This is a genomic window from Bradyrhizobium sp. 41S5 (genome assembly GCF_011516665.3).
Classification (GTDB): domain Bacteria; phylum Pseudomonadota; class Alphaproteobacteria; order Rhizobiales; family Xanthobacteraceae; genus Bradyrhizobium; species Bradyrhizobium quebecense.
On record NZ_CP083721.1, the window covers coordinates 8,047,544 to 8,070,652 of the forward strand.

Annotated in this window: 22 protein-coding genes; 8 read left to right on the forward strand and 14 right to left on the reverse strand. The window is 65.8% G+C overall.

The annotated features are described in order from the left end of the window. Positions 1 to 9: 9 nt before the first annotated feature. Positions 10 to 1,791: an acyl-CoA dehydrogenase family protein gene (locus tag HAP47_RS38585; protein ID WP_173640749.1), complete on the reverse strand. Its 1,782-nt coding sequence runs from the start codon at positions 1,789 to 1,791 to the stop codon at positions 10 to 12. 71 nt (positions 1,792 to 1,862) lie between these two features. Here HAP47_RS38585 and HAP47_RS38590 point away from each other — a divergent pair, with 71 nt between their 5' ends. Continuing rightward, positions 1,863 to 2,564 (forward strand): SDR family NAD(P)-dependent oxidoreductase, encoded by a 702-nt coding sequence (locus HAP47_RS38590; protein WP_173640292.1) that lies wholly within the window; start codon positions 1,863 to 1,865, stop codon positions 2,562 to 2,564. 146 nt (positions 2,565 to 2,710) lie between these two features. Next, complete coding sequence (locus HAP47_RS38595) at positions 2,711 to 3,541, forward strand: enoyl-CoA hydratase (RefSeq protein ID WP_173640291.1); 831 nt, start codon at positions 2,711 to 2,713, stop codon at positions 3,539 to 3,541. 214 nt (positions 3,542 to 3,755) lie between these two features. Here HAP47_RS38595 and HAP47_RS38600 read toward each other — a convergent pair whose 3' ends face one another. Together HAP47_RS38600 and HAP47_RS38605 are read right to left on the reverse strand one after the other, a co-directional pair. Then, positions 3,756 to 4,379 carry a GNAT family N-acetyltransferase gene (locus HAP47_RS38600; RefSeq protein WP_173640290.1) on the reverse strand — a complete coding sequence of 208 codons (624 nt, stop codon included), beginning with the start codon at positions 4,377 to 4,379 and terminating at the stop codon, positions 3,756 to 3,758. 70 nt (positions 4,380 to 4,449) lie between these two features. Continuing rightward, on the reverse strand, positions 4,450 to 4,653 hold the full coding sequence (locus HAP47_RS38605; RefSeq protein WP_173640289.1) for a DUF1127 domain-containing protein: 204 nt from the start codon (positions 4,651 to 4,653) through the stop codon (positions 4,450 to 4,452). A 118-nt stretch (positions 4,654 to 4,771) separates the two neighbouring features. Between HAP47_RS38605 and HAP47_RS38610 the strand changes: the two genes are divergently transcribed. From HAP47_RS38610 to tcuB, 4 genes are all read left to right on the forward strand, one after another. Continuing rightward, entirely contained in the window at positions 4,772 to 5,671 is a 900-nt protein-coding gene (locus HAP47_RS38610; protein ID WP_173640288.1) for a transcriptional regulator GcvA, read from the forward strand. Between the two features lie 176 nt (positions 5,672 to 5,847). Further along, positions 5,848 to 7,176 carry an MFS transporter gene (locus HAP47_RS38615; RefSeq protein ID WP_173640287.1) on the forward strand — a complete coding sequence of 443 codons (1,329 nt, stop codon included), beginning with the start codon at positions 5,848 to 5,850 and terminating at the stop codon, positions 7,174 to 7,176. A gap of 132 nt (positions 7,177 to 7,308) precedes the next feature. Next, positions 7,309 to 8,709, forward strand: coding sequence for an FAD-dependent tricarballylate dehydrogenase TcuA (tcuA, locus tag HAP47_RS38620; protein WP_173640286.1), 1,401 nt, complete (start codon positions 7,309 to 7,311; stop codon positions 8,707 to 8,709). Between the two features lie 16 nt (positions 8,710 to 8,725). After that, on the forward strand, positions 8,726 to 9,829 hold the full coding sequence (gene tcuB, locus HAP47_RS38625; RefSeq protein WP_173640748.1) for a tricarballylate utilization 4Fe-4S protein TcuB: 1,104 nt from the start codon (positions 8,726 to 8,728) through the stop codon (positions 9,827 to 9,829). A 151-nt stretch (positions 9,830 to 9,980) separates the two neighbouring features. On the opposite strand, the gene HAP47_RS38630 is transcribed toward tcuB, so the two are convergent. Genes HAP47_RS38630 through HAP47_RS38640 form a run of 3 tightly spaced genes read right to left on the reverse strand, consistent with a single transcriptional unit; the run spans position 9,981 to position 12,576 of the window. Then, a complete protein-coding gene (locus HAP47_RS38630; protein ID WP_016846808.1) occupies positions 9,981 to 10,394 on the reverse strand; it encodes a Rieske (2Fe-2S) protein in 414 nt (137 codons plus the stop codon). Then, positions 10,394 to 11,503 carry an amidohydrolase family protein gene (locus HAP47_RS38635; RefSeq protein WP_173640285.1) on the reverse strand — a complete coding sequence of 370 codons (1,110 nt, stop codon included), beginning with the start codon at positions 11,501 to 11,503 and terminating at the stop codon, positions 10,394 to 10,396. The genes HAP47_RS38630 and HAP47_RS38635 overlap by 1 nt, the downstream gene beginning before the upstream one ends. Next, complete coding sequence (locus HAP47_RS38640; protein ID WP_173640284.1) at positions 11,500 to 12,576, reverse strand: amidohydrolase family protein; 1,077 nt, start codon at positions 12,574 to 12,576, stop codon at positions 11,500 to 11,502. The genes HAP47_RS38635 and HAP47_RS38640 overlap by 4 nt, the downstream gene beginning before the upstream one ends. A gap of 173 nt (positions 12,577 to 12,749) precedes the next feature. Here HAP47_RS38640 and HAP47_RS38645 point away from each other — a divergent pair, with 173 nt between their 5' ends. Then, positions 12,750 to 13,226 carry a CinA family protein gene (locus tag HAP47_RS38645; protein WP_173640283.1) on the forward strand — a complete coding sequence of 159 codons (477 nt, stop codon included), beginning with the start codon at positions 12,750 to 12,752 and terminating at the stop codon, positions 13,224 to 13,226. A gap of 316 nt (positions 13,227 to 13,542) precedes the next feature. Here the strand turns inward: HAP47_RS38645 and HAP47_RS38650 are convergent, their stop codons facing one another. The 3 genes from HAP47_RS38650 to HAP47_RS38660 all read right to left on the reverse strand — a co-directional run bounded on the left by HAP47_RS38650 (position 13,543) and on the right by HAP47_RS38660 (position 17,557). Further along, positions 13,543 to 14,865: an HlyD family type I secretion periplasmic adaptor subunit gene (locus tag HAP47_RS38650; RefSeq protein ID WP_231168668.1), complete on the reverse strand. Its 1,323-nt coding sequence runs from the start codon at positions 14,863 to 14,865 to the stop codon at positions 13,543 to 13,545. Beyond that, complete coding sequence (locus HAP47_RS38655) at positions 14,862 to 16,613, reverse strand: type I secretion system permease/ATPase (protein WP_173640282.1); 1,752 nt, start codon at positions 16,611 to 16,613, stop codon at positions 14,862 to 14,864. Before HAP47_RS38655 ends, HAP47_RS38650 begins: the two co-directional genes overlap by 4 nt. Positions 16,614 to 16,756: 143 nt before the next feature. Beyond that, the gene (locus HAP47_RS38660; RefSeq protein ID WP_173640281.1) at positions 16,757 to 17,557 is read right to left on the reverse strand and encodes an acyl-CoA thioesterase domain-containing protein; all 801 of its coding nucleotides are present in this window, start codon (positions 17,555 to 17,557) and stop codon (positions 16,757 to 16,759) included. 112 nt (positions 17,558 to 17,669) lie between these two features. Here HAP47_RS38660 and HAP47_RS38665 point away from each other — a divergent pair, with 112 nt between their 5' ends. Then, positions 17,670 to 18,578: a LysR substrate-binding domain-containing protein gene (locus HAP47_RS38665; RefSeq protein ID WP_173640280.1), complete on the forward strand. Its 909-nt coding sequence runs from the start codon at positions 17,670 to 17,672 to the stop codon at positions 18,576 to 18,578. Here HAP47_RS38665 and HAP47_RS38670 read toward each other — a convergent pair. Genes HAP47_RS38670 through HAP47_RS38690 form a run of 5 tightly spaced genes read right to left on the reverse strand, consistent with a single transcriptional unit; the run spans position 18,575 to position 23,104 of the window. After that, entirely contained in the window at positions 18,575 to 19,555 is a 981-nt protein-coding gene (locus HAP47_RS38670) for an ABC transporter ATP-binding protein (RefSeq protein WP_173640279.1), read from the reverse strand. The two genes, HAP47_RS38665 and HAP47_RS38670, sit on opposite strands and share 4 nt — an antisense overlap. Next, on the reverse strand, positions 19,552 to 20,964 hold the full coding sequence (locus tag HAP47_RS38675; protein WP_173640278.1) for an amidase: 1,413 nt from the start codon (positions 20,962 to 20,964) through the stop codon (positions 19,552 to 19,554). The genes HAP47_RS38670 and HAP47_RS38675 overlap by 4 nt, the downstream gene beginning before the upstream one ends. Beyond that, positions 20,961 to 21,152 (reverse strand): hypothetical protein, encoded by a 192-nt coding sequence (locus tag HAP47_RS38680; protein WP_173640277.1) that lies wholly within the window; start codon positions 21,150 to 21,152, stop codon positions 20,961 to 20,963. The genes HAP47_RS38675 and HAP47_RS38680 overlap by 4 nt, the downstream gene beginning before the upstream one ends. Continuing rightward, positions 21,149 to 22,222: an ABC transporter ATP-binding protein gene (locus HAP47_RS38685; protein WP_173640276.1), complete on the reverse strand. Its 1,074-nt coding sequence runs from the start codon at positions 22,220 to 22,222 to the stop codon at positions 21,149 to 21,151. Before HAP47_RS38685 ends, HAP47_RS38680 begins: the two co-directional genes overlap by 4 nt. A 3-nt stretch (positions 22,223 to 22,225) precedes the next feature. Next, a complete protein-coding gene (locus HAP47_RS38690) occupies positions 22,226 to 23,104 on the reverse strand; it encodes an ABC transporter permease (RefSeq protein ID WP_173640746.1) in 879 nt (292 codons plus the stop codon). Positions 23,105 to 23,109: the final 5 nt, after the last annotated feature.

The following is a 23,109-nucleotide window of genomic DNA, read 5'->3' on the forward strand; positions in this document are numbered from 1 at the left end:
CGCGGCAGCCTACGCTGCGATGAGCAATTCGCCAACCTCGGCCATGCCGATTGCGCGATCGCCGAGCAGGTGTTCGGTCATCCTGCGCTGGACGGTATTTTCCGCAAGCCGGAACGGATCGCCCGGCATCACGCGGTGATCGATCACCATCCGCGACAGCAGCAGCCGGCGCGCGTCGCCCCGCATCTCGTGGATACGTCCGCCCTCCCATGCCAGCGCCACGGCGCTTGCGACATGATAGAGCAGGCTGGTGGCCCGCCGCGCATCGCCCTCATTGTCGATACGGCTTGCGACCTCGCGCGCAAACCCGATCGCACGATCGCTGAGATCACGCAGCCGGTTGCGCCAATCCTCGGGCACGTTCGGGCTGTCATCGAGCCGCGCACGCAGATCGGCGGCGAGCGCATTGTCGGCGCCATGGCGCCCGACCGCGCGCTTCAGCGCATCGATCGCGACGATGTTGCCGGTGCCCTCCCAGATCGAACCGAGATGCGCATCGCGCAGCAGCCGCGGCGTGACGAATTCCTCGATGTAGCCGATGCCGCCGCGCATCTCCATGGCGTCGCCGCAGACCTTGCGCGCGTCGCGGGTGGCGCGGAATTTCAGCGTCGGCGTCAGGATGCGGAGCAGCGCCGCGGCGTCCTGACTGCCGGCCTCGGCGCGGTCCAGCGCGTCGGCGGTCAGGAAGCTCATCGACAGCGCCTGCTCGGTCGGCAGCATGATCTTCATCAGCTGGCGCCGCGCCAGCGGCAGATCGATGATGCGCTGGCCGAACACCACGCGGCCCTTCGCGACCGTGATCGCGTCGTGCCAGGCACGGCGCATCAGCGCGGTCGACTTCACGCCGTTGGAAAGCCGCGACGAATTCACCATCTCGGCCATCTGCACGAAGCCGCGGTCGAGCTTGCCGACGGCGTAAGCGATCGCGCCATCGAGCTTGATCTCGCCCGAGGCCATCGAGCGGGTGCCGAGCTTGTCCTTCAGCCGCACGATCCGGTAGTGATTCTGCGAACCGTCATCGAGGAAACGCGGCATCAGGAACAGGCCGACGCCTTTGGTGCCCGGCCCGGCGCCCTCGGGCCGCGCCAAAAGCATCACCACCTTGGCATCGGCGTTCGAGCAGAACCACTTCTCGCCATAGAGCCGCCAGTGGTCGCCCTCCTGCACGGCGCGCGTGGTCAGCGTGCCGACGTCGGAGCCGCCCTCCTTCTCGGTCATGAACTGGCCGCCCTGCGTCAGCTTGCTCATGTCGGTCTGGGTCAGGCCGTCGAGATATTTCGCCTTCAACGCCTCGCTGCCGAAATTCGCCAGCAGCTTTGCACAACCATCGGTGACGTTGATCGGGCAACCCATGCCGAATTCGGTCTGGTTGAACAGGAAGGTGAAGGCGTGCTTGGCCACGACAGGATATTTGTCGGGCCAGCCCATGATGCCCTTGCGGATCGACAGCGCGTGAATGCCGAACTCGCCGAACGCGGCTTTCTCGATCTCGCGATAGGCCGGATGATATTCGATGTGCTGCACGTCGCGGCCGAACTTGTCGCGCTGGTGCAGCACCGGCGCATGCCGGTCGGCAAGCCGCGCGCATTCGTCGAGAGTGCCGCCGGCCAATCCGCCGAGCCGGTCGAGATGCGGCTCGATGTGGCGGAACAACGCCTCGGGCAGATGCAGCTTCAGAAGATCGGTCAGCGCGGGATCGGCCCGGTAGAAGTTCATTCCCGTCGTATCGGGCGCGAGCAGGCCCGGCTTGCTGGCGGATGGCGTTTTCAGATCCTGCTTGTGCGGCTGCATTGAATTCCCGGTTGCGGTGCTCATTTGTTTGGGCACGACTATCCTCCTCCGGCCGAGCAAAGGAAAGCCCAATGGATATTCCGAAGTACAAGATCGCCCTGATCGTCGGCGCCGGCGAGGGCCTCAGCGCCTCGCTGACGCGGCTATTTTCGCGGGAGGGAATTCGCGTGGCGCTGGGCGCGCGCAGCATCGAAAAGCTCGGTGCGCTCTGCACGGAAACCGGCGCGCGCGCCTATGCTTGCGACGCTACCAAGGCCGAGGACGTCGCGCGCCTGTTCGGCTTGGTCGAGCGCGAGATCGGAACACCGGACCTCGTGGTCTATAACGCCTCCGGGCGCTCGCGCGGACCCTTCGTTGAACTCGTCCCCTCCGAGGTCGAGCAGGCGATCGCGGTCTCCGCGTTCGGCGGCTTTCTGGTGGCGCAGGAGGCGGCGAAGCGGATGCTGCCCAACAAGAAGGGCGCGATCCTGTTCACCGGCGCCTCCGCCAGCGTCAACGGCTACGCGCAATCGGCGCCGTTCGCGATGGGCAAGTTCGCATTGCGCGGGCTGGCGCAGAGCATGGCGCGCGAATTGTCGCCGCAGGGCATCCATGTCGCGCATTTCGTGATCGACGGCGGCATCCGCAGCGCCGCGCGCACCGAGCCCGCCGACCGCCCGGATTCGATGCTCGATCCCGACGCAATCGCGTTGAGCTACTGGAACGTGCTGCAGCAGCCGCGCAGCGCCTGGACCTGGGAGCTGGAATTGCGGCCCTGGGTTGAGAAGTTTTGAGATGACGGAGATCATGCAAACGGCGTAGGGTCCAAGGCGACCGCCGCCACATTCGTCATTGCGAGGCGCGAAGCGACGAGCAATCCATTTCTCCACGCGTGGCGCCATGGAGTGCTTTGCAATGACGGAAAACAGGGGAAGAAACCATGACCGCTGAAATCAAGATCGAGACCGGCACCGACGAACTGCTCTGCGTGATCCGCGACCGCGTCGCCATCATCACGCTGAACCGCCCGGATGCCCGCAACTCGCTGTCGGACACGCTGACGCCTGCGCTGCGCACGATGATCCGGACCTGCGGCGAGAACCCCGAGGTCGGCGTGCTGCTCGTCACCGGCGCCGGCAAGGCATTCTGCGCCGGCGGCAACGTCAAGGGCATGGGCGCCAATCGCGATCCAAAGAAGCTCGAAATGTCCTATGAGGACAAGGTCGCCGACCTGCAGGAGCGCCAGCGCCTGCTCACCGGCGCGCTGGCCTCGGTGCGCAAGCCGACCATTGCAGCACTGCCCGGCCCGGCGGTGGGCGCCGGCCTTGCGATCGCGATGGCCTGCGACCTCCGGATCGCGGCGCAATCCGCCTTCATCTCGACCGGCTATCTGCGCGTGGCGCTGAGCGGCGACTACGGCATGGCCTGGCTCTTGACGCGCCTGGTCGGCACCTCGCGCGCCCGCGAGCTGATGTTCACGTCCGAGAAGGTCGATGCCGCAAGATGCGAGCAGATCGGTCTCGTCAACCGCGTGGTGCCGGACGAGACGCTGCAGGACGAGGCGTTCGCGCTAGCGAAGTCGATGGCCGAAGGTCCGACGCTCGCGCTGCGCTACATGAAGGACAATCTCGACGAGGCGCTGCAATTCGACTTCGCCACCGCGCGCGACCACGAGGCCGAGCGGCTGATCCGCCTGACCACGACGGCCGATCACAAGGAGGCGGTGCAGGCCTTCATCGAGAAGCGCAAGCCGGTGTTCCGCGGGAACTGAGGGCGACCACGCCATCTTCTCCTTCCCCCTGAAGGGGGAAGGTCGGGATGGGGGGCCAGCCACACGCACAGCTGCTCGTGGAGAGAGCTGATCCCCACCCGCTTTGCTCTGACGAGCAAAGCGACCTCCCCTTTTCAAGGGGAGGTGAGAGCAAACGCGGCAGTGGCAAAAGAAAAGGGCCCGGTTCTGGAGGACCAGAACCGGGCCTAGTCAGTCAAACCGCAAGCGAGGACATCGTGGCCGAGCGGGAAGTGGCGGCGAGCCGCCAGCTGGCACAGGGAATGTCTTGCGGTTCGACGTGGATATCTTTCGCAAAGCGCACCAGCTTCCAGTCGCCGGGGCTCGCAGTGAAGGCATAGCCGGACTTGCGGGCGAGACCGATCATCGTCGCGTTGGAACGTAACGTGTCGCCGAAAATGCGCTCGGCTCCGAAAGACGCCGCGCGGCATTCGAGATTCTTCAGCAGCGCCTTGCCAATGCCGTGGCCCTGCCACCGGTCATCGATCGACAGGCCGAACTCGACGCTCGACGTATCGGCATGGAAGGCGTAGCGGGCTTCGCCGACGATGGTCTCAAAGCCATCGACCAGCATCGTCGCGACCACCGTGAACCGGTCAGCCTCGCCGACGTGAATGAAACGCTCGAGCTCCATCTTTGGCAGCTCGCTCAGTGCACCCAGAAAGCGGTTGTAACGGGACCCCGCAGAGAGCGAGCGGATGTAGTTCTGCAGCTCTTCGCGGTCGCGCGGCTCGACGAAGCGCACCTTGATCTCGCTGCCGTTCTTGCCGCGCAGCACATCAGAGTATTGCTTGAGATCGTCGAGATGCAGCGCAATCATGACACGCTCCTCGGGTGAAGGAATTGGCCGGCGCCCCTCGGTCGAGGCAGCGCCGGCGAAGGCGTCCTTGTCAGGCCCGCCAGAACGGCTTGTCGGTCTCGAAAACGATGTCGCTGCGCGACATGCCGATGTCGTGCAGGTCACGCTCGGTCCACTGCGACAGCTCGCGGCGGCGCTCATAGCGATCCCACCAGACGTGCAGCGTGTCGCTGACCTGGTTCAATAGCCCAAGCGTATGATGATTTGTCATCGATTCATGAGTGAAAATGGACATCTGCGGCTCCTATCGGTAACCTCTTGGAGCCAATATCGGAGCTGTTCGGCCTGTTCACAAACGACACTTTGTACCGCTTCGCATGAATTAAAGTCATGCTTTTGGAGATCATCCCGACATGACCAGCCGCCTGCCTTCGTTGAACGGTCTGAGGGCGTTCGAGGCCGCCGCGCGGCACATGAGCTTCACGGTCGCGGCGTCCGAACTGAATGTGACGCAGACTGCGATCAGCCATCAGATCCGACGGCTCGAGGAAGAGCTCGGCGTTCGTCTGTTCGTCCGGCAGAACCGCTCGTTGAGCCTGACGTCGGAGGCCGCCGAATACCTTCCCGGCGTCCGCGCCGCCTTCAACGACCTCAGGCTCGCGACCGACCGCCTGCTGCGCCGGGACGACGATCACGTGCTGACCGTCTCGACGCTGGCATCGCTCGCTGCCAAATGGCTGCTGCCGCGGCTGTCGGCGTTTCAGGAGGCGCATTCCGGCATCGATGTCCGCATCACCACCTCGACCAGTCTGGTCGACTTCCACCGCGACAAGGTGGACGCGGCGATCCGCTATGGCCGCGGACAATGGGCCGGCCTGCGCGCGGACTGGCTGATGGCGGACGAGCTGTTTCCGGTGTGCAGCCCGTCGCTGCTGGATGGAACCAGGCCGCTCAAATGCCCCGAAGATCTCAGGGATCACACGCTGCTGCACACCAGCAACGCCAACAGCGACGACTGGCGGCTGTGGTTGACCGCGGCTGGACTGCCGACCGACATTTCCAAGCAGCCGGGCGTGACCTTCGACCTGCTGTTCGTGACAATCCAGGCTGCGATCGACGGCATCGGCATCGCGATGGGCCGCACCTCCTATGTGCAGGACGACATCGCCAAGGGGCGCCTCGTGGTTCCCTTCAAGATCGCGCTGCCGGCGGACGCCGGCTTCTATCTCGTCACGCCGCAGGGACGCGCCGATTCCCCGAAGCTTTCTGCGTTCCGCTCCTGGCTCGGCGCTGCGGCACATACGACGACTTGATGCGGCGCACGCGGCATCAGCAAATTCCCACCTACGGCTTTTTTCCCATAGCGGCGGCGCGATTTCGGGTTGGTCGCGCCGGACAGCCGTGCCAAATTGCCGCATATGGCAGTTAACTGCCTTGGCCGGCGACACAATTTGCGCCGGCCGTTTTGTCACGGGGAGGAAAGGGCGTTATGTCGCAGTCGAGTTCATCGCAAGTCCCGCAGATCCAGTCGCGTCTCGGCGCCATCCTGCGCGCGACCAGCGGCAATTTCCTCGAGCAATTCGACTTCTTCCTGTTCGGCTTTTACGCGCAGGACATCGCGAAAGCGTTCTTCCCCGCACAGAACGAGACCGCGGCGCTGCTCAATGCGTATGGCGTGTTCTGGCTCGGCGCGCTGATGCGTCCCGTGGGCGCGGTCGTGCTCGGCTCCTACATCGATCGCATCGGCCGCCGCCAGGGCCTGATCGTGACGCTCGCGCTGATGGCGCTTGGTACGGTGGTGATTGCGTTCTGTCCGTCCTACGCATCGATCGGCATTGCCGCGACGATCATCGTGCTGATCGGCCGGCTGATCCAGGGCTTCTCCGCCGGCGTCGAACTGGGCGGTGTCTCCGTTTATCTTTCCGAGATCGCAACACCCGGCAACCGCGGCTTCTACACCTCGTTTCAATCCTCCAGTCAGCAGGTCGCGATCTTCGTCGCCGCCGTGATCGGCTTCGTCCTTCGGGAGGTGATCCCGGGCGACACCTTCCTGGATGCGATCGGCGGTGGCGTCGCCAAATGGCGCATCCCGTTCTTCATCGGATGCCTCATCATTCCCGTCATCTTCATGTTGCGGCGTTCGCTCGAGGAAACGCCGGCCTTCCTGGCCATGAAGAAGCACCCGACGCCGAGCGAAGTGTTCGCCTCGGCGCTAGAGAACTGGCGCATCGTCATCCTGGGCATGATGATCGCGGTCCTCACCACCACGACGTTCTATTTCATCACCGTGTATGCGCCGGGCTTCGGCAAGGAGCTGCACCTTTCGGCCTCCGGGACGCTGCTGGTGACCCTGCTCGTTGCGGTGACGAATTTCATCTGGAATCCGGTCGGCGGCGCGCTGTCCGACCGGATCGGCCGCAAGCCGGTGCTGATCGCGATCGCGAGCCTGTCGTTCGTGACGGCCTACCCGGCACTGTCGTGGCTCGCGCATGAGCCCACGCTCGGGAAGCTGCTGGCGGTGCAGATGATGTTCTCGTTCTACTTTGGCGTCTACAGCGGCACCATGCTGGGATGCCTGGTCGAGATCGTGCCGGCGCATGTCCGCACCACCTGCTTCTCGATCGCGTTCGCGCTGGCGGCGGGCATATTCGGCACATCGACCCCCTTTGTCGCAACCAAGCTCATCGCCATGACCGGCCAGGACAAGGCCTCGCCTGCCTACTGGCTCATGTTCGGCGCTGTTCTCGGCATTATCGCCGCGCTGATCGTCTATCGTGGCGGCCAGACCATCGAGCAGCGCGAGACGGTTGCTGCCTGATCCTGTGCATGCGATTGGGGCAGACTCCTTGATTTGAGCATGATCTTTCGGAACACCGCTACACACTTTTCCGGATCATGCTCATTCGCCTGCCCCTGTTGCTTTCCATGCCAACAACGATAACAAGAGCGCATGGTTGATCTGACGCGCAGGTTCGACGTGCTGGTGATCGGCGGCGGCAACGCCGCGCTCTGTGCTGCGATCAGCGCACGGCGCGCCGGCGCCTCCGTGCTGGTGCTGGAGGGCGCCCCGAAATTCTACCGGGGCGGCAATACCCGCCACACCCGCAACATGCGCTGCGCCCATGACGCGGCGACCGAGATCCTCACCGGTCCCTACACCGAAGAGGAGTTCTGGAAGGATTTGCTGCTGGTGACCGGCGGCCAGACCGACGCGGAACTGGCCCGCTTCATGATCCACGAGTCCAAGGACATCCTGAACTGGATCGTCGAACAGGGCGTGCGCTGGCAGCCCTCGCTCGGCGGCACGCTGAGCCTTGGCCGCACCAACTCGTTCTTCCTCGGCGGCGGCCGCGCGATGCTGAACGCGCTCTATCGCACCGCCGAGGAGCTCGGCGTCGACGTCCTCTACAACGCCGAGGTGATCGATCTCGTGATCGAGGACGGCATGTTCCTCTCGGCACAGCTGAAGCAGCCGGTCGGCGGCAGGACCGAGGTGCGCGCCTCGACGCTGGTCGCGGCCGCGGGCGGCTTCGAGGCCAATATCGAGTGGCTGAAAGAATATTGGGGCGAGGCCGCCGACAATTTCCTGATCCGCGGCACGCCCTATAACCGCGGCGCGATCCTGAAGATGCTGCTCGCCAAGGGCGTGCAGGAGATCGGCGATCCCACGCAATGCCATGCGGTGGCGATCGATGCGCGTGCGCCGAAATTCGACGGCGGCATCATCACCCGCCACGACTCGGTCGTGTTCGGCATCGTCGTCAACAAGCACGCCGAGCGCTTCTACGACGAGGGCGAGGACATCTGGCCGAAGCGCTACGCGATCTGGGGCCGCCTGGTCGCGGCGCAGCCGGACCAGATCGCCTACATCATCTTCGACTCCACCGTCGTGACGAGCTTCATGCCGACGCTGTTTCCGCCGATCGCGGGCGCAACGATTGCCGAGCTCGCCGGCAAGCTCGAGCTCGATGCGTCAGCGCTGGAAAAGACCATCGCCGCGTTCAACGCCGCGGTGCAGCCCGGCACGTTCGACCACACCATCCTCGACGACTGCGCTACCCAAGGCATCACGCCGGCGAAGACGCATTGGGCGCGCAGGATCGAGACGGCGCCCTATCTCGCCTATCCGGTGCGGCCCGGCATCACCTTCACCTATCTCGGCACCCGTGTGAACAAGCAGTCGCGGATGCTGATGAAGGACGGCAAGCCGTCGGCCAACATGTTCGCCGCCGGCGAGATCATGGCCGGCAACGTGCTCGGCAAGGGCTACGCCGCCGGCATCGGCATGACCATCGGCAGCGTGTTCGGCCGCGTCGCCGGGCGGGAAGCGGCGAAGAATGCGCGGAACTGAGGACGGGACTGGCGCGATGCACGGGACGAGGATATTGCAGGAAGCCGACCGTCTGATGACGGTGTGCAATTCCTGCCGCTATTGCGAAGGCCTGTGCGCGGTGTTTCCCGCGATGGAGATGCGCCGCGCCTTCTCCGACGGCGACCTCAACTATCTCGCCAATCTGTGCCACGCCTGCGGCGCCTGCTACACCGACTGCCAGTTCTCGCCACCGCACGAGTTCAACGTCAATGTCCCGAAGACGCTGGCGGTGGCACGCGCGGAATCCTACGCCGCCTATGCCTGGCCGCGCGCATTTGCCGGCGCGTTCGCGCGTAACGGCCTCGTCATCAGCCTGATCGCCGCGCTCAGCGTCGCCGCGTTCATCTTCGGCTTCGCCGCGATCAACGACCGCGGTGTGCTCTATGGCACCCACACCGGCCCCGGCGCGTTCTACAAACTGATGCCGCACAATGCGATGGCACTGCTATTCGGCGCCGCTTTGCTCTACGCGATCCTGGCGCTGGCGATGGGTGTGCGCGCGTTCTGGCACGCGATCGGCGAACCCGTCGGCATGAAAACGGACGCGAAGTCGCTATTGCAGGCGGTCCGCGACGCCGGCGAACTGCGCTATCTCGACGGTGGCGGCGTCGGCTGTTTCAACGAGGACGATCATCCGACCGACCGCCGCAAGCTGTATCACCACTTCACCTTCTACGGCTTCATGCTGTGCTTCGCCGCGACCTGCGTCGGCACGCTGTACCATTACCTTCTGGCGCGCGAAGCGCCCTATGCGTGGTGGGACCTGCCCGTCGTGCTCGGCACGCTCGGCGGCATCGGCCTTGTGGTCGGCCCGATCGGGCTCTTGTCAGAGAAATGGAAACGCGACCGCGTGCTGGTCGACGAGCAGCAGATGGGCATGGACACCGCGTTCATCCTGATGCTGTTCCTGACCAGCGTCAGCGGCCTTGCCTTGCTGCTGTGGCGCGAGAGCGCCGCGATGGGGCCGCTGCTGGCGCTGCATCTCGGCGTGGTGTTCGCGCTGTTCATCACCATGCCCTACGGAAAATTCGTGCACGGCATCTACCGCTTCGTCGCGCTGGTGCGCTACGCGCGCGAACGGCAGATGATGGCGGAATAAGCGTAGGGTGGGTTGCGCTACGCCGGCTCATCCGCATCCTGTCATTGCGGGATGCGCCGAAGGCGCAGGCCCGGAATCCATCGGGCCAAAGAACAAGCGGTGCAATGGATTCCGGGCTCGCCGCTTCGCGGCGTCCCGGAATGACGGGTGGTCAGAGATCCACGACGACGTAGTCGCTTTCCACCGCGACCTTGATGGTCTCGGCGACATACGGCCCCTTCACCACATTGGTGCCCGGCTCGACACTGACGGGATAGGCGCGCACGCGGAAGCGGCGCGGGTCGCAATAGGACTGACCGGTGCGGATATCGAACTCCCAGCCGTGCCAGGGACAGCGCAGGATCTCACCGAGCTTGGTGTATTCGATCTCGCCGGGGTCAGACGACGAGGCAAGCCCGATCAGCGGCCCCTCGCACAGCGCCGCCCCCTGATGCGGGCAGCGGTTCAACAGGCCGAAGAATTCGCCCTTGACGTTGAAGACGGCGATCGGCCGTCCGTCGATCTCGAGGAATTTTCGCGAACCCGGTGGCAACTCATCCACCGGAGCAATTACATGCCTTGCCATCAAGAGACGCCGTACAGCTGCTTCGCATTGTCGAGATAGAACGCCTGGCGATTGGCATCGCTGACGCCGGCCGGCAGCACGCGCGACGGCTCGTCGTAGTCCCAATGCGGGTAATCGGTCGCGAACAACAGCTTGTCCCAGCCGATCCACTCGATGGTCTGGAACAGATCGTCGCGGCTCTCCGGATCCTCCATCGGCTGCGTCGTCCACCAGATGTGATCGCGGATATACTCCGACGGCTTGCGCTTCAGATGCGGCACCTCGGCGTGCAGCCGCGCAAACACCTTGTCGAGCCGCCACGCCAGCGACGGCGCCCAGCCGAACCCGGCCTCGACCATCACCATCTTCAGTTTCGGGAAACGCTCGAACACGCCCTCGAGCACGAGGCTCGCCAGCGCGGTCTGCTGGCACTGCGAATGCCCGACCATCTCCTCGATGTAATAGCTCGGCCAGCCCGACGCGGTGATCGGGTTGCCGCCGAAGCCGAAGGCGTGCACGCCGATCGGAAGGCCGGCCTCCTGGGCTGCTTCATAGATCGGCCAGTAACGGCGCTGGCCGAGCGGCTCGACATTGCGGCTCAGCAGCAGCACCTGGACGAAATTCCTGTCGCCTGCGCGCCTGCGGATTTCGGCCGCGGCCGACACGCCGTCCTCGTTGGCGACAACGACCGAGCCCTTCAGGCGCGAGTCCTTGCTGGTCCATTTCTCGATCTGCCAGTCGTTGATCGCCGCGCAGATCGCGGAGGCGAGATCCTGGTTGCGGATGCCCTGCCCGGTGTTGAGCGGGTTGAGCACGCCGAGCGCGACATTGTTGGGATCGAGATGCTGCTTCTGCATGAAGGACAGCGACGAGCCCTGCGGACCGCCCTCCGGCGGATAGGCATCGCGGCGGGAGGCGTTCGGCTGCGCCTTCGGGTATGGCGGTCCTCCCATCATGCCCTGATAAGGATGGACGCCGAACGTTTCGAGATGGGCGTGCCAGCGCTTGGCGAGGAACGGATTGAGTTCTTCGTTGGTCGCGCGCGCCGGATGGATGTCGCAATCGGCGATCGCGGTTTTGATGGCAGCTGACGCAGCCGCGTCGGGACGTTCCCGAATCTGGATGTTCATGGCGTCATCTCCTTCACCTGCAAGCGCGCATATGTCGCGTGCGGATTGTCGATCATGATCTTGCGGACCAGATCCCGCGACAGCCCCTTCGGCAGTACCTCGTCACCGTCGAACTGCCAGTGCGGATAGTCCGTCGAGAATAGGATCAATTCGTCCGACTGCATATGGTCGAACAGCCGGTTCAGCGTGTCGCCGTCCGGCGGCGCGTCGACCGGCTGCAGCGAGAAACGGATGTTGCTGCGCACAATCTCCAGCGGCGCACGGTCGACCCACGGCGTCTCCATGCGTACGCCGCGCCAGAACTTATGCAGCCGCCACAGGAACGGCGGCAGCCAGGTGAATCCGGACTCCAGCATCACCATTTTCAGGTTCGGATGCCGCGCGAACACGCCCTCGACGATCAGGCTGGTGAGCTGGGTTTGGAACGCCTGCGCCTGCGCGACATAATCCTCGATGTGATAGGAGCCCCAGCCGACCGAGGTCGGCGGGTTGTGATAGGCGCTGCCGGCATGGATGCCGATCGGCAGGCCGAGCCGTTCGGCGGCGGCGTAGACCGGCCAATAGTGACGCTTGCCGAGCGGCATATCGCCCATCACGAGCATCAGTACCTGCACGAAGCGCTTGTCCTGCGCACAGCGCTCGATTTCGGCGACCGCCTTGTCGATGCTCTGCACGGGGATCACGATCGAGCCGCGCAGGCGATCGTCCTTGTCGAGCCACTCCTTGACCAGCCAGTCGTTCAGCGCGCGACAGAAGGCATCGGCCATGTCCTCAGAGAACACCATCTGCACGCCATAGAGCGGATTGCAGATGCCGGTGGCGGTGCCGAACCGGTCGAGCGCCTGGCGCTGCATGTCGGCAAGGCTCGAACCCGGCTTGCCCTGGGCGGGACGCCAATCCGGCCGCGAGGCGATCGGCGAATTGGTCGGATAGGATTGCGAGATCAGGTCGGTCATGCCGCGCGTCGTCACCTGGTCGCGCCAGTAGTCGTTCATATACGGCAGCAGGCTGGTGAGGTGAGGCACGGCGGGATGCAGATCGCAATCCACGCCACCCGCGATCGGCGACGTCATGGTGTTTCCTCCGGCGCACGCTCTCACAACGACTTGTCGGGCGCCGCTTGGTTGTTGTCCGATATTCAATCAGGCCGGGCTGCGGTCCGCAACTCGGCAGGGGCCGGTGTGGTGTGCTAGGAAGGCAGAACGCCCTACAGGATTTTCATGGCAAGCAACGAGAAAGAGCGCTGATGAACGCACTCATATCCATCGCCGAGCAGGTCGCTGCGAAGCTGACCGCGAACAAGCAGACGATTGCGGTCGCGGAATCATCGACGGGCGGACTGATCTCCGCATCGCTGCTGGCGGTTCCCGGCGCATCGGCTTATTTCCTCGGTGGCGGCGTGATCTACACCCGCGATGCACGGCGCGCGCTGATGGACATTCCCGACGATGCCATGCGCGGCCTCCGCTCGTCGTCGGAACCCTATGCGCAGTTGCTGGCACGCCAGATCCGCGAGCGCCTCTCGACCGATTGGGGATTGTCGGAAACCGGCGCCGCCGGCCCGACCGGCAACCGTTACGGCGATGCCGCCGGCCATAGCTGCATGGCGGTCGCAGGCCCCCGGCAACAGGTGATCACGCTGGAAACCGCCAGCGGCGACCGGCAGGCCAACATGCAGGCATTCGCCAAGGCGGCGCTGGAGCTGCTGTTGAAGAATCTGTGATTGCCCCCGGTGTCGTCCCGGGCAAGCGAAGCGCGACCCGGGACCCATAACCACAACTGCCGGCGTTAAAGAACGCTGGGGCCACAGCCGTGCGCAGCAATGATCGACGGTGGTTATGGGTCCCTGCTTTCGCAGGGACGACATGGGAAGGAGCTTGCAATCTAACGAAGAGCAGTAGCCCGGATGGAGCGAAGCGCAATCCGGGGCAGCTGCATCCGCCGCGCGACCGTTCCCGGATTTCGCGAAGCCTGTCGTCGGGCGCGCCTTCGCGCGACCCGTTGGCTTCATCCGGGCTACGAGAGTCTCCGCAAGAAACCTACTTTTCGCGGAATGAGCGCATGAACTGGTCGCTCAGCGGCTTCATCAGATACGACATCATGGTGCGGTCGCCGGTCTGGACGAAGGCTTCCACCGGCATGCCGGGGATGATCTTCACCTCGCTGCCGAGGCGCGCGACTTCTTCGGGCGGCATCGAGACGCGGATCGTGTAGTAGCTCTGCCCGGTGCGCTGGTCGGTGTTGACGTCGGCGGAGACGCGGGTGACGACGCCGTTCAGCTCCGGCGTGGTGCGCTGATTGAACGCGGAGAGCCGCAGCACGGTCTTCTGTCCGACCTGGAGCTTGTCGATGTCCTGCGGATTGACCTTGGCCTCAACCGACAAATCGTCGGCCCTGGGCACGATCATCATGATGGCATCGCCCGCGGTGACGACGCCGCCGACGGTGTGGACGGTCGATTGCAGCACCACGCCGTCCTGCGGCGCGCGGATGTCGATGCGACGGAGCTGGTCTTCGGCGGTCACCTTGCGCTCGACGAATTCGCCGATCTTGTCGTTGGCCTCGCGCAGGTCCTTCGAGACCTCCGAGAGCATGTCCTTGTCGACCTGGATGATCTGCAACTCGGTCTCGGTGATCTTGCCCTTGGCCTGGGCGCGCGACGCAATGTACTGCGCGCGCTCGCCGGAGAGCCGCGCCGCGTCGCGCTCCAGCGTGGTGAGGCGGGTGAGCTGCACCAGATGCTGCTCATACAGCTGGCGGACGCCGACCAGCTCCTGCTGCACCAGTGCGATCTCCTTGTCCTTGGAGGTTTCCTGCGCCTGAAGGCCGGCGATTTCCTCGTTGAGCTGCGTGACGCGTTCGCGCAGCTGCGCCTTCTGGCCGGCGCGGCCGTTGACCCGGACCTCGAACAGCTTGGTTTCGTTCGCCATGATATCGCGGACGTCGGGATCCCTCGCCTGCTCGGTGAGCTGCGGCGGATACACGATCTTGTCGAGGCCCTGCTGCTCGGCCTGGAGCCGGGCCGCACGCGCATAGAGACCGTTCAGCGTCTTGACCACGATCGCAAGGCTCGCCTTCACGACGGTTTCGTCGAGACGCACGACGACGTCGCCCGCCTTGACCGTGTCGCCGTCGCGCGCCAGGATTTCACCGACGACGCCGCCGGTCGGATGCTGCACCTTCTTGACGTTGGTATCGACCACCACCGAGCCCGGCGCGATCAGCGCGCCCGAGATCGGCACCGTCGCGGCCCAGCCGCCGACGCCGCCGCCCAGCACCAGGACCACGACGAGGCCGACCACGAGGTGCTTTCTGATCGAAGCATGTGCGTTGCGCGGCTGATCGGTCATGCGGTCGCTCATGACTTGGTCGCCCCCGCATCGGCTACGATCTTGATCGGCGTGGGCGCCGGCGGCGCGACGCGCTGAAGCACCTGCGCGAGCACGGTCTCCTTCGGCCCGAAGGTCTGCATGCGGCCGTCCTTGAGCACGAGCAGCTGGTCGACGCCCTCGATGCCGACCGGCCGGTGCGCGACCACGATGACGACGGCGCCGCGCGCGCGGGCGCTACGCACCGCGCGGGTCAGCGCCTCGTCGCCTTCGCTGTCGAGATTGGAGTTCGGCTCGTCCAGCACGATCAGGAACGGATTGCCGTAGAGCGCGCGCGCCAGCGCGACGCGCTGCGCCTGGCCTGCGGAAAGCGCCGTGCCCTGCTCGCCGACCTGGGTGTCGTAGCCCTCGCGCATCTTGATGATCATCTCATGCACGCCGGCCTCCTTGGCCGCCGCGATGATGCCGTCGGACTTGGCGTCGGGATCGAACCGGCAGATGTTCTGCGCGACCGTGCCGGCGAACAGTTCGACGTCCTGCGGCAAATAGCCGACATGGCGGCCGAGTTGGTCCGACGACCATTGATCCAGCGCGGCACCGTCGAGCCGTACCTTGCCGCGCGCCGGCACCCAGACGCCGACCAGCGCCCGGATCAGCGACGACTTGCCGGAACCGCTCGGGCCGATCACGCCGACGCCGCTGCCGGCTTCGACGGCGAAGGTGACATCCTGCACGATGGGGCGCTGGTCGCCCGGCGCAACCATGGTCACCGCCTCGACCGACAACTTCTTCTCCGGCGCCTGCAGCAGCGTCTGCTCCGGCCGCGCCGGAATCTGCTGCAGCAGGCGGTTGAGGCGCTGCCAGCTCTGCCGCGCGGCGACGAAGCTCTTCCAATGCGCGATCGCGAGATCGACCGGCGCCAGCGCCCGCGCGCTCAGGATCGAGCCGGCGATGATGATGCCGCCGGTGGCCTCCTGGTGGATCACGAGATAGGCACCGACCGCGAGCACGGCCGACTGCAGCATCATGCGCAGCACCTTGGCGACCGCACCGAGCCCGCCGCTCACGTCGCTCGCACGCTGGTTGCCGGACAGATACTCCTCGTTGGCTTCGTTCCAGCGCTTGTTCATCCGCCCGGCCATGCCCATCGCCACGAGCACTTCGGCGTTGCGGCGACTGGAGGCGGCGAGATCGTTGCGCCGCGCCGCGAGCGACATCGCTTCCCTGGCCGGCGTGCGCGACATGTATTCGGTGATCAGCGTCAGCGTCACCAGGATGACGGCGCCGACCAGCGCCGTGACGCCGAGCAGCCAATGGAACGCGAAGCAGATCAGCATGTAGAACGGCAGCCAGGGAAGGTCGAAAAACGCGCCAGGCCCCATGCTGCCGAGGAAGGAGCGCACATTGTCGAGGTCGCGCAGCGGCTGCAGGCCCTCGCTGCGATTGCCGGCCATCAGCGGCAGCCGAACGATGGTGTCGAACACCCGCGCATTGAGCGCTTCGTCGAGCGAGGTGCCGACGCGGCCGAGGACCCGTCCGCGCAGCAGATCGAGCACGCCCTGGGCCATGTAGAGGACTGCGGCGATGACGACGAGGCCGACCAGGGTCGGAACGCTGCGGCTCGGCAGCACCCGGTCGTAGACCTGCAGCATGAACATCGAGCCTGTCAGATAGAGCAGGTTGATCATGCAGCTGATGAGGCCGACGCCGATGAAGGCACTGCGGCATGCGCGCAGCGCCTCAGCCAGTTCGGAACGCCGGACAGCGGGCGCGACTGCCATAAAGACCGATCTCTGCAAATCAAAAGAGTTACGTGATCACCACGTTGTATAGACGTTTGCGACCACCGTCCATTTCAAGTCGCGCCGACCAAAGCATGGTTCGCGGCCTATTTTTGTGATGCCACAGACAGTTGAAGGAATAATTAGCGTTGGCCGGCCGCGGAACCCGGACCCGCTGCCGGTGCGTTTCCTGGAAAGGGCACGAGAATGACCGACATCGAGACCCGGCCGATCTCGCCATCCACATCGAGCAATACCCCGCTGCCGGCGCCAAGCCCGGCCTCCGGGCGCCAGCGGGCCTCGGCGCGAATGCCGATCCACGCGCCCCGGGGTGGCCTGAACAGCTGCACCGCGAGGTTCGGATTGGGGTCGGCCACAACGTTCTGCACCGGGCGCGCGATGCCGTGGGTCCAGTCGGCCGGACCGAGTACGCGCGCCAGCGGGCCGGCATCCGCGATCACGCTATGATGCATGCGAAACCAGGCGACGTCGCCACCGGCACGAGCTTCCATCGCGTCCATGAACCAGCCGCGGCCGTGAACTGCGTGCGGGCTGTGCAACGGAAAGACCGTGGGATCCACCGGGTCGGCTGCGCTGCCGCGAAAACCGGGGATCTCGACCGCACGTTCGCGCGACAGCGTTACGCGCACCGTCGCACAGGGCTGCTCCTCGCCGGCCGGCCAGAGCGTGTTGTCGACGACGCTGACCCGGCCGCCCTCGGTCACGACGGCGACTTGGGTCCGCAATTCTGCCATCGGCGTCGGCCGCAGGAACCAGGCTGACGCCGATATCGCGGTGCCCCAGTTGCGCGGACCTGCCATCGCCTCGACCTCGGCGGTCAAGAGGCTCGCGACCGCTCCGCCCTGGAGGCCAGCGAACGGCCCCGCCGCCAGCGCGGCCGGCTTCCAGTGATGAGGCGTGGCGAGCGGTTCGAAGATGACCAAGGCGGATGAGATCTCCCGAGGTGAGCAGGATTGAGCGTAGGGACAATCTGATCCAAGAATAGCGGCCATGACAAAAGGCCATTCATCACTTCAGGTGAACAGGATTCACCCATTGGATGCCCCGGATCCACGGGTCATCCCACCGCTGCCGGCGCTGCTCGCCTTCGAGCGCGCGGCAACAGAACTCAGCTTCCGCCGCGCCGCACGCGACCTGTCGCTGAGCCCGTCGGCGATCAGCCATCAGATCCGCGGACTGGAGCAGCAGTTCGGCACCAAGTTGTTCATCCGCGGCGCGCGCTCGGTGCGGCTGACCGCGGACGGCGAGCGCTATCTTGCAAAGGTGTCGGCCGCGCTGGCGACGCTGCAGGAGGCGAGCCGCGACATGCTGCGGCAACGCGGCGAGGCCAGCAGCGAGTTGTGGATCAGCTCACTGCCGTTCTTCACCAGCGCCGTGCTGCTGCCGGCGCTGCCGGAGTTCAAGCGGCGCCATCCGCAACTGACGCTGCGGATCGAGGCCACGCACCAATATGCCGACTTCAACGGCTCGCGCGTCGATGTCGCGATCCGCTACGGGCGGGAACATGCGGCCGGGCTGAAGATCGAGCCGCTGGTCCAGGTCAGGGGATTGCCGGTGTGCACGCCGGCGATGGTCAAGGCGGGGCTTCGGAGCCCTGCGGACCTGTCGCGCGAGGTGCTGATCCATGTCACGACGCAACCGCGGGCGTGGCCGGCCTGGCTGAAGGAGGCCGGGCTGCCGCATCTCGCCCCGCGCGGGCATCTGTGGCTCGACAGCGTGCCGGCGATGCTGGAGGCTGCGGAACACGGGCTCGGCGTGGCGCTCGCAATGGCGCCCCTGATCAAGGTGCGGCCGGGCTTCGGCAAGCGGCTGGTGGCGCCGTTTGCGTTCGAGGCCGCGCATCACGAGACGATCTACCTGGTCTCCCGCACCGAGCAGGCGCGGGACCGGCGGATCGCGGCGGTGCGGCGCTGGATCGCCGACGCGGTCGCGCGGGCGAGCTAAACGACGGCCGTGGCGGCCGGCTCCGCCAGGACGCAGCGCGCCAAATGGCCGGGCGCGACCTGCAGGCTCGGCGGCAGGCTCTCACTGCAGCGCGGTTCGGCAAACTTGCAGCGCGGTGCAAACGAGCAGCTGGCCGGCGCGTGGTCGAGCGAGGGCGGCGTGCCCGGAATGGTCTCCAGCCGCTGACCGCGCGTCGCGCCGTGAATGGTCGAGGCCAGCAAGCCCTTCGCATAGGGATGAACCGGCGTGCGCACGATATCGCGCAGGGCGCCCTGCTCCACGATCTGGCCGGCATACATCACCGCGACCCGGTCGCAGATCTCGATGGCGACGCCGATATCGTGGGTGACGAAGATGACGGACATCCCGAACTCGCGCTGCAACTCGCGCAGCAGCAGCAGGATCTGGATCTGCACGGTGGCGTCGAGCGCGGTGGTCGGCTCGTCCGCGAGCAGGATCTTCGGCTTGCAGGCCAGCGCCAGCGCGATCATCGCACGCTGGCGCATGCCGCCCGACATCTCGTGCGGATAGGAATCGAGCCGTCGTTTCGCGGACGGGATCCGCACCACTTCGAGCATCTCGAGCGCGCGCGCCGTGGCGTCGCGCTCGCTCTTGCCCTCGTGACGCATCACCGTCTCCGCAATCTGGCGGCCGATGGTGTAGACCGGGTCGAGCGCCAGCGCAGGCTCCTGGAAGATCATCGAGACGGTCTGGCCGCGGAATGCGGACAGCGCCTCGTCATCCATCGCCAGCACGTCCCGACCGAGTACCTTGACGCTGCCGGTGATCTGCGTGCGCTTCTTCGGCAACAGCCGCATCAGCGCGCGCAGCGTCACGCTCTTGCCCGAGCCGGACTCGCCGAGCAGCCCCAACACCTCGCCCTCGCCGAGCCGTAGGCTGAGATCGTTCACGGCATGGACCGTGCGATCTCCGGTGAAGCGGATGTTGAGGTTGTTGATCTCGACGAGATTGGTCATGCGAGCTTGGGGACCCTGGCGTGGAAGTCGGTCGCGCGCTGGAAGGCGGCGCCGACCCGGAGCAACACCGCTTCCTCGAAGGAGCGGCCGATCAGCTGCATGCCGACCGGCAGACCCGCCTTGGTGAAGCCCGAGGGGATCGAGAGTGACGGCAAGCCGAGATAGTTGACCGGGCGGGTGAACCGCGTCAGCCGCTGGATCACCGCTTCCGCGCCCGGACCGTTGCCGACATCGCTCTCGGCGATGGTCGGTGCCGGCACCGGCGAGGACGGCGCGATGACCGCATCGATCCCGCTGACCGCCGCGTTGTGCGCGGCGAGCGCGGGTCCGCGCCAGCGCATCGCCTCGAGATAGGTGACGGCCGGAATGGTGAGGCCGTTCTGCAACCGCATCAGGACCTGTGCGCCGTAATCCTGCGGCCGCTCGATCATCCAGCGCTTGTGGTAGGCCGCGGCCTCGGCCGCGAGCACCAGTTGCGACGCGGCGCTGAGCTGGCGTTGATCGGGCAGCTCGACCTTGACGATCTCGGCGCCCTCCTTCTTCAGGATGGCCACGGTCTCGTCGAGGATGCGCGCCACTTCGGGATCGAGGTCGTCGACATAGAACGCCGTCGGCACGCCGATCTTGAGGCCCTTCAACGACTGCCTTGTCGCGGCCAGATAGTCGGGCACCGGCTGCGTCGACGCCGTCAGATCCTCAGGGTCGGCGCCGGCCATCAGGCCGAGCAGCAGCGCGCAATCCTCCGCGGTCTGTGCCAGCGGACCGACGGTATCGAGCGACTGCGACAGCGGCATCGCGCCGGCGCGGCTGACGCGGCCGACCGTCGTCTTCAGGCCGGTGACGCCGCAGAAATGCGCGGGCATGCGCACCGAGCCGCCGGTGTCGGAACCCAACGCAGCAAAGGTGAGCCGCGCGGCGACCGCCGAGCCCGAGCCCGACGACGAGCCGCCGGTGATGTGCGCGACGTTCCAGGGATTGCGCACCGCGCCGTAATGCACGTTGTGGCCGGTCGGCCCATAGGCGAACTCGACCATCTGCAGCGAACCAAGCCGGACCTGCCCGGCATCCTTCAGCCGCTGCAACGCCGTCGCGGTCGTCTTCGGCACGAAGTCGCGGCGGATCAGCGAGCCGCAGGTCACGACCTTGCCGGCCTCGTAATACATGTCCTTGTGCGCCAGCGGCACGCCATGCAATGCGCCTCGGCCGTTGCCCTTGGCGAGCGCGGCGTCGGCCTCGGTGGCGGCGGCAAGCGCCTGTTCGGATTCGATCGCCATATAGGCGTTGAGCCGCGGCTGCCATTCCGCAATGCGATGCAGCACGGCGCGCGTCACCTCATGCGAGGAGACTTTCTTGTCAGCAATCGCCTTGGCGACCGCGGTCAGCGTCATCAGGGCCGGTTCGGTGCTCATTTCGACACCTTCTGGGCCAGCAGGAAGCTCGCGGGTTCGAGATCGAACGGCAGCGTGCCGGCGATCGGCGCGAAGCCGTCGAATGCCGGCCCGATCGAGTTGGCGATGCGGGTCGCGACATCGTCATCGGCGGGCACGTCGGCGACGTGCGCGATCACCTTGACGTCCTTGGGAGTTGGTCTGGTCATGCCGCGCTTTCTCCTTTTGCTTTTGCCGGCGCGCGGCTGTGCCCCGAGCCAGGAATGGCCATGTAGCACGCCGCTTGATGGCCCATTGTATCGAGATCGCTGAGTTTTGGCGTGACGTTTGCGCAGAGCGGCTCCGCAAACGGGCAACGGGTGTGAAACCGGCAACCGGCCGGTGGATCGATCGGATTGGGCGGATCGCCCGAGATCGGCGGCACCTCGGTGCGCCTGTCGGGATCGGATGACGGCATCGCCGCCAGCAGCGCGCGGGTATAGGGATGTGCCGGCGCGTCCCAGACCGCGTCGACCGGGCCGAGCTCGACGACTTCGCCGAGATACATCACCAGCACGCGATCGGAGATGTAGCGGACCACGTTGAGATCGTGGCTGATGAACAGATAGGTCAGGCCGAATTCGCGCTTCAGGTCGGCGAGCAGATTGAGCACCTGCGCCTCGACCGATTTGTCGAGCGCTGAAACCGCCTCGTCGAGGATCACGAGCCGCGGCGACAGCGCGAGCGCGCGGGCGATATTGACGCGCTGGCGCTGGCCGCCGGACACTTCGTGCGGATAGCGGTTGGCGAAGATCTCCGGCCGCAAGCCCACCTTGCCGAGCAGCTCGCGCGCCAGCGTCCGCGCGGTGTCATCGGCCATGCCGTGGACTTTTGGTCCGAAGGCGATCGACTCCTCGATGGTGAGGCGCGGGTTGAGCGAGGCGTAGCTGTCCTGGAACACCATCTGCACGCCGCGCCGCAAATCGCGTAGTGAGAGCGCCGGGCCGACCTGCCGGCCGTCAAAAATGATGTCGCCGGCATCGCGCGCCATCAGATGCATCAACAGCCGCGCGGTGGTCGACTTGCCGCAGCCGGATTCGCCGACAATGCCGACGGTCTCACCCTTCATGACCGCGAAGCTGACGTCGTCGACGGCGCGCACGGTCTTGCGCGGGCTGAACAGCCCGCCGCGCACCGGGAAGTGCTTGGTCAGTCCCTTGACTTGCAGCAGCGGCTGCGCGGCGCCGCCGACATCGGCGACCGGCTCCAGCATATCGACAGAGGGATTGGCCTCGCTCATGCTCTAATTCCTGATGTCCATGGCGCTGCGCATGCCGTCGCTGAGCAGATTGAAGCAGATCGAGACCGCGAAGATCATCGCACCCGGCAGCGCCGCGACCCATGGATTGACATAGATCGCGGTACGCAGCGTGTTCAGCATCAAGCCCCATTCCGGCTCCGGCGGCTTGGTGCCGAGCCCGAGGAAGGAGAGACCGGCCGCGAGGATCATCGACACCGAGATCAGGCCGGTGGCGTAGACGAAGATCGGGCCCAGCACATTGCCGAGCATGTGGACGCGCATGATGGTGAAAGGACCGGCGCCGGACGCGCGGGCCGCCTCGACGAAGTCCATGTTGCGGACGCCGGTGGTGACGCTTTCGGCGACGCGGGTGATCTGCGGCACGAATACGATGGTCAGCGATACGATCGAATTGGTGATGCCGGCGCCGAGCGCGCCCGAGATCGCGATCGCCAGCAGCACCGACGGGAAGGCGTAGAACACGTCGACGGTGCGCATGATCGCGGTGTTGAGCTTGCCGCCGACGTAACCGGCGACGAGACCGAGCGAAGTGCCGATCGTGAAGGCGAGGATCACCGGCAGGATGCCGATGACCAGCGACAGCCGTCCGCCATAGATCAGCCGCGCCAGCATGTCGCGGCCGAGTTCGTCAGTGCCGAGCGGATAGCCCGGCGTGCCGATGTGGCGGAGACGACGGATCATCGAGCCCTGATAGGGATCGGCGAGATGCAGCCATGGCGCCAGCAGCGCGGAGGCAAAGATCAGCACCAGGATGATGGCACAGGCCATGCTGACCTTGTCGCGCCTGATGCGGCGCCCAACCGTCGCCCAGTAGCCGCGTGCCTTGGTGGTCGGGGCGGCCTGCAACGCAATATCGCTCATCGCGC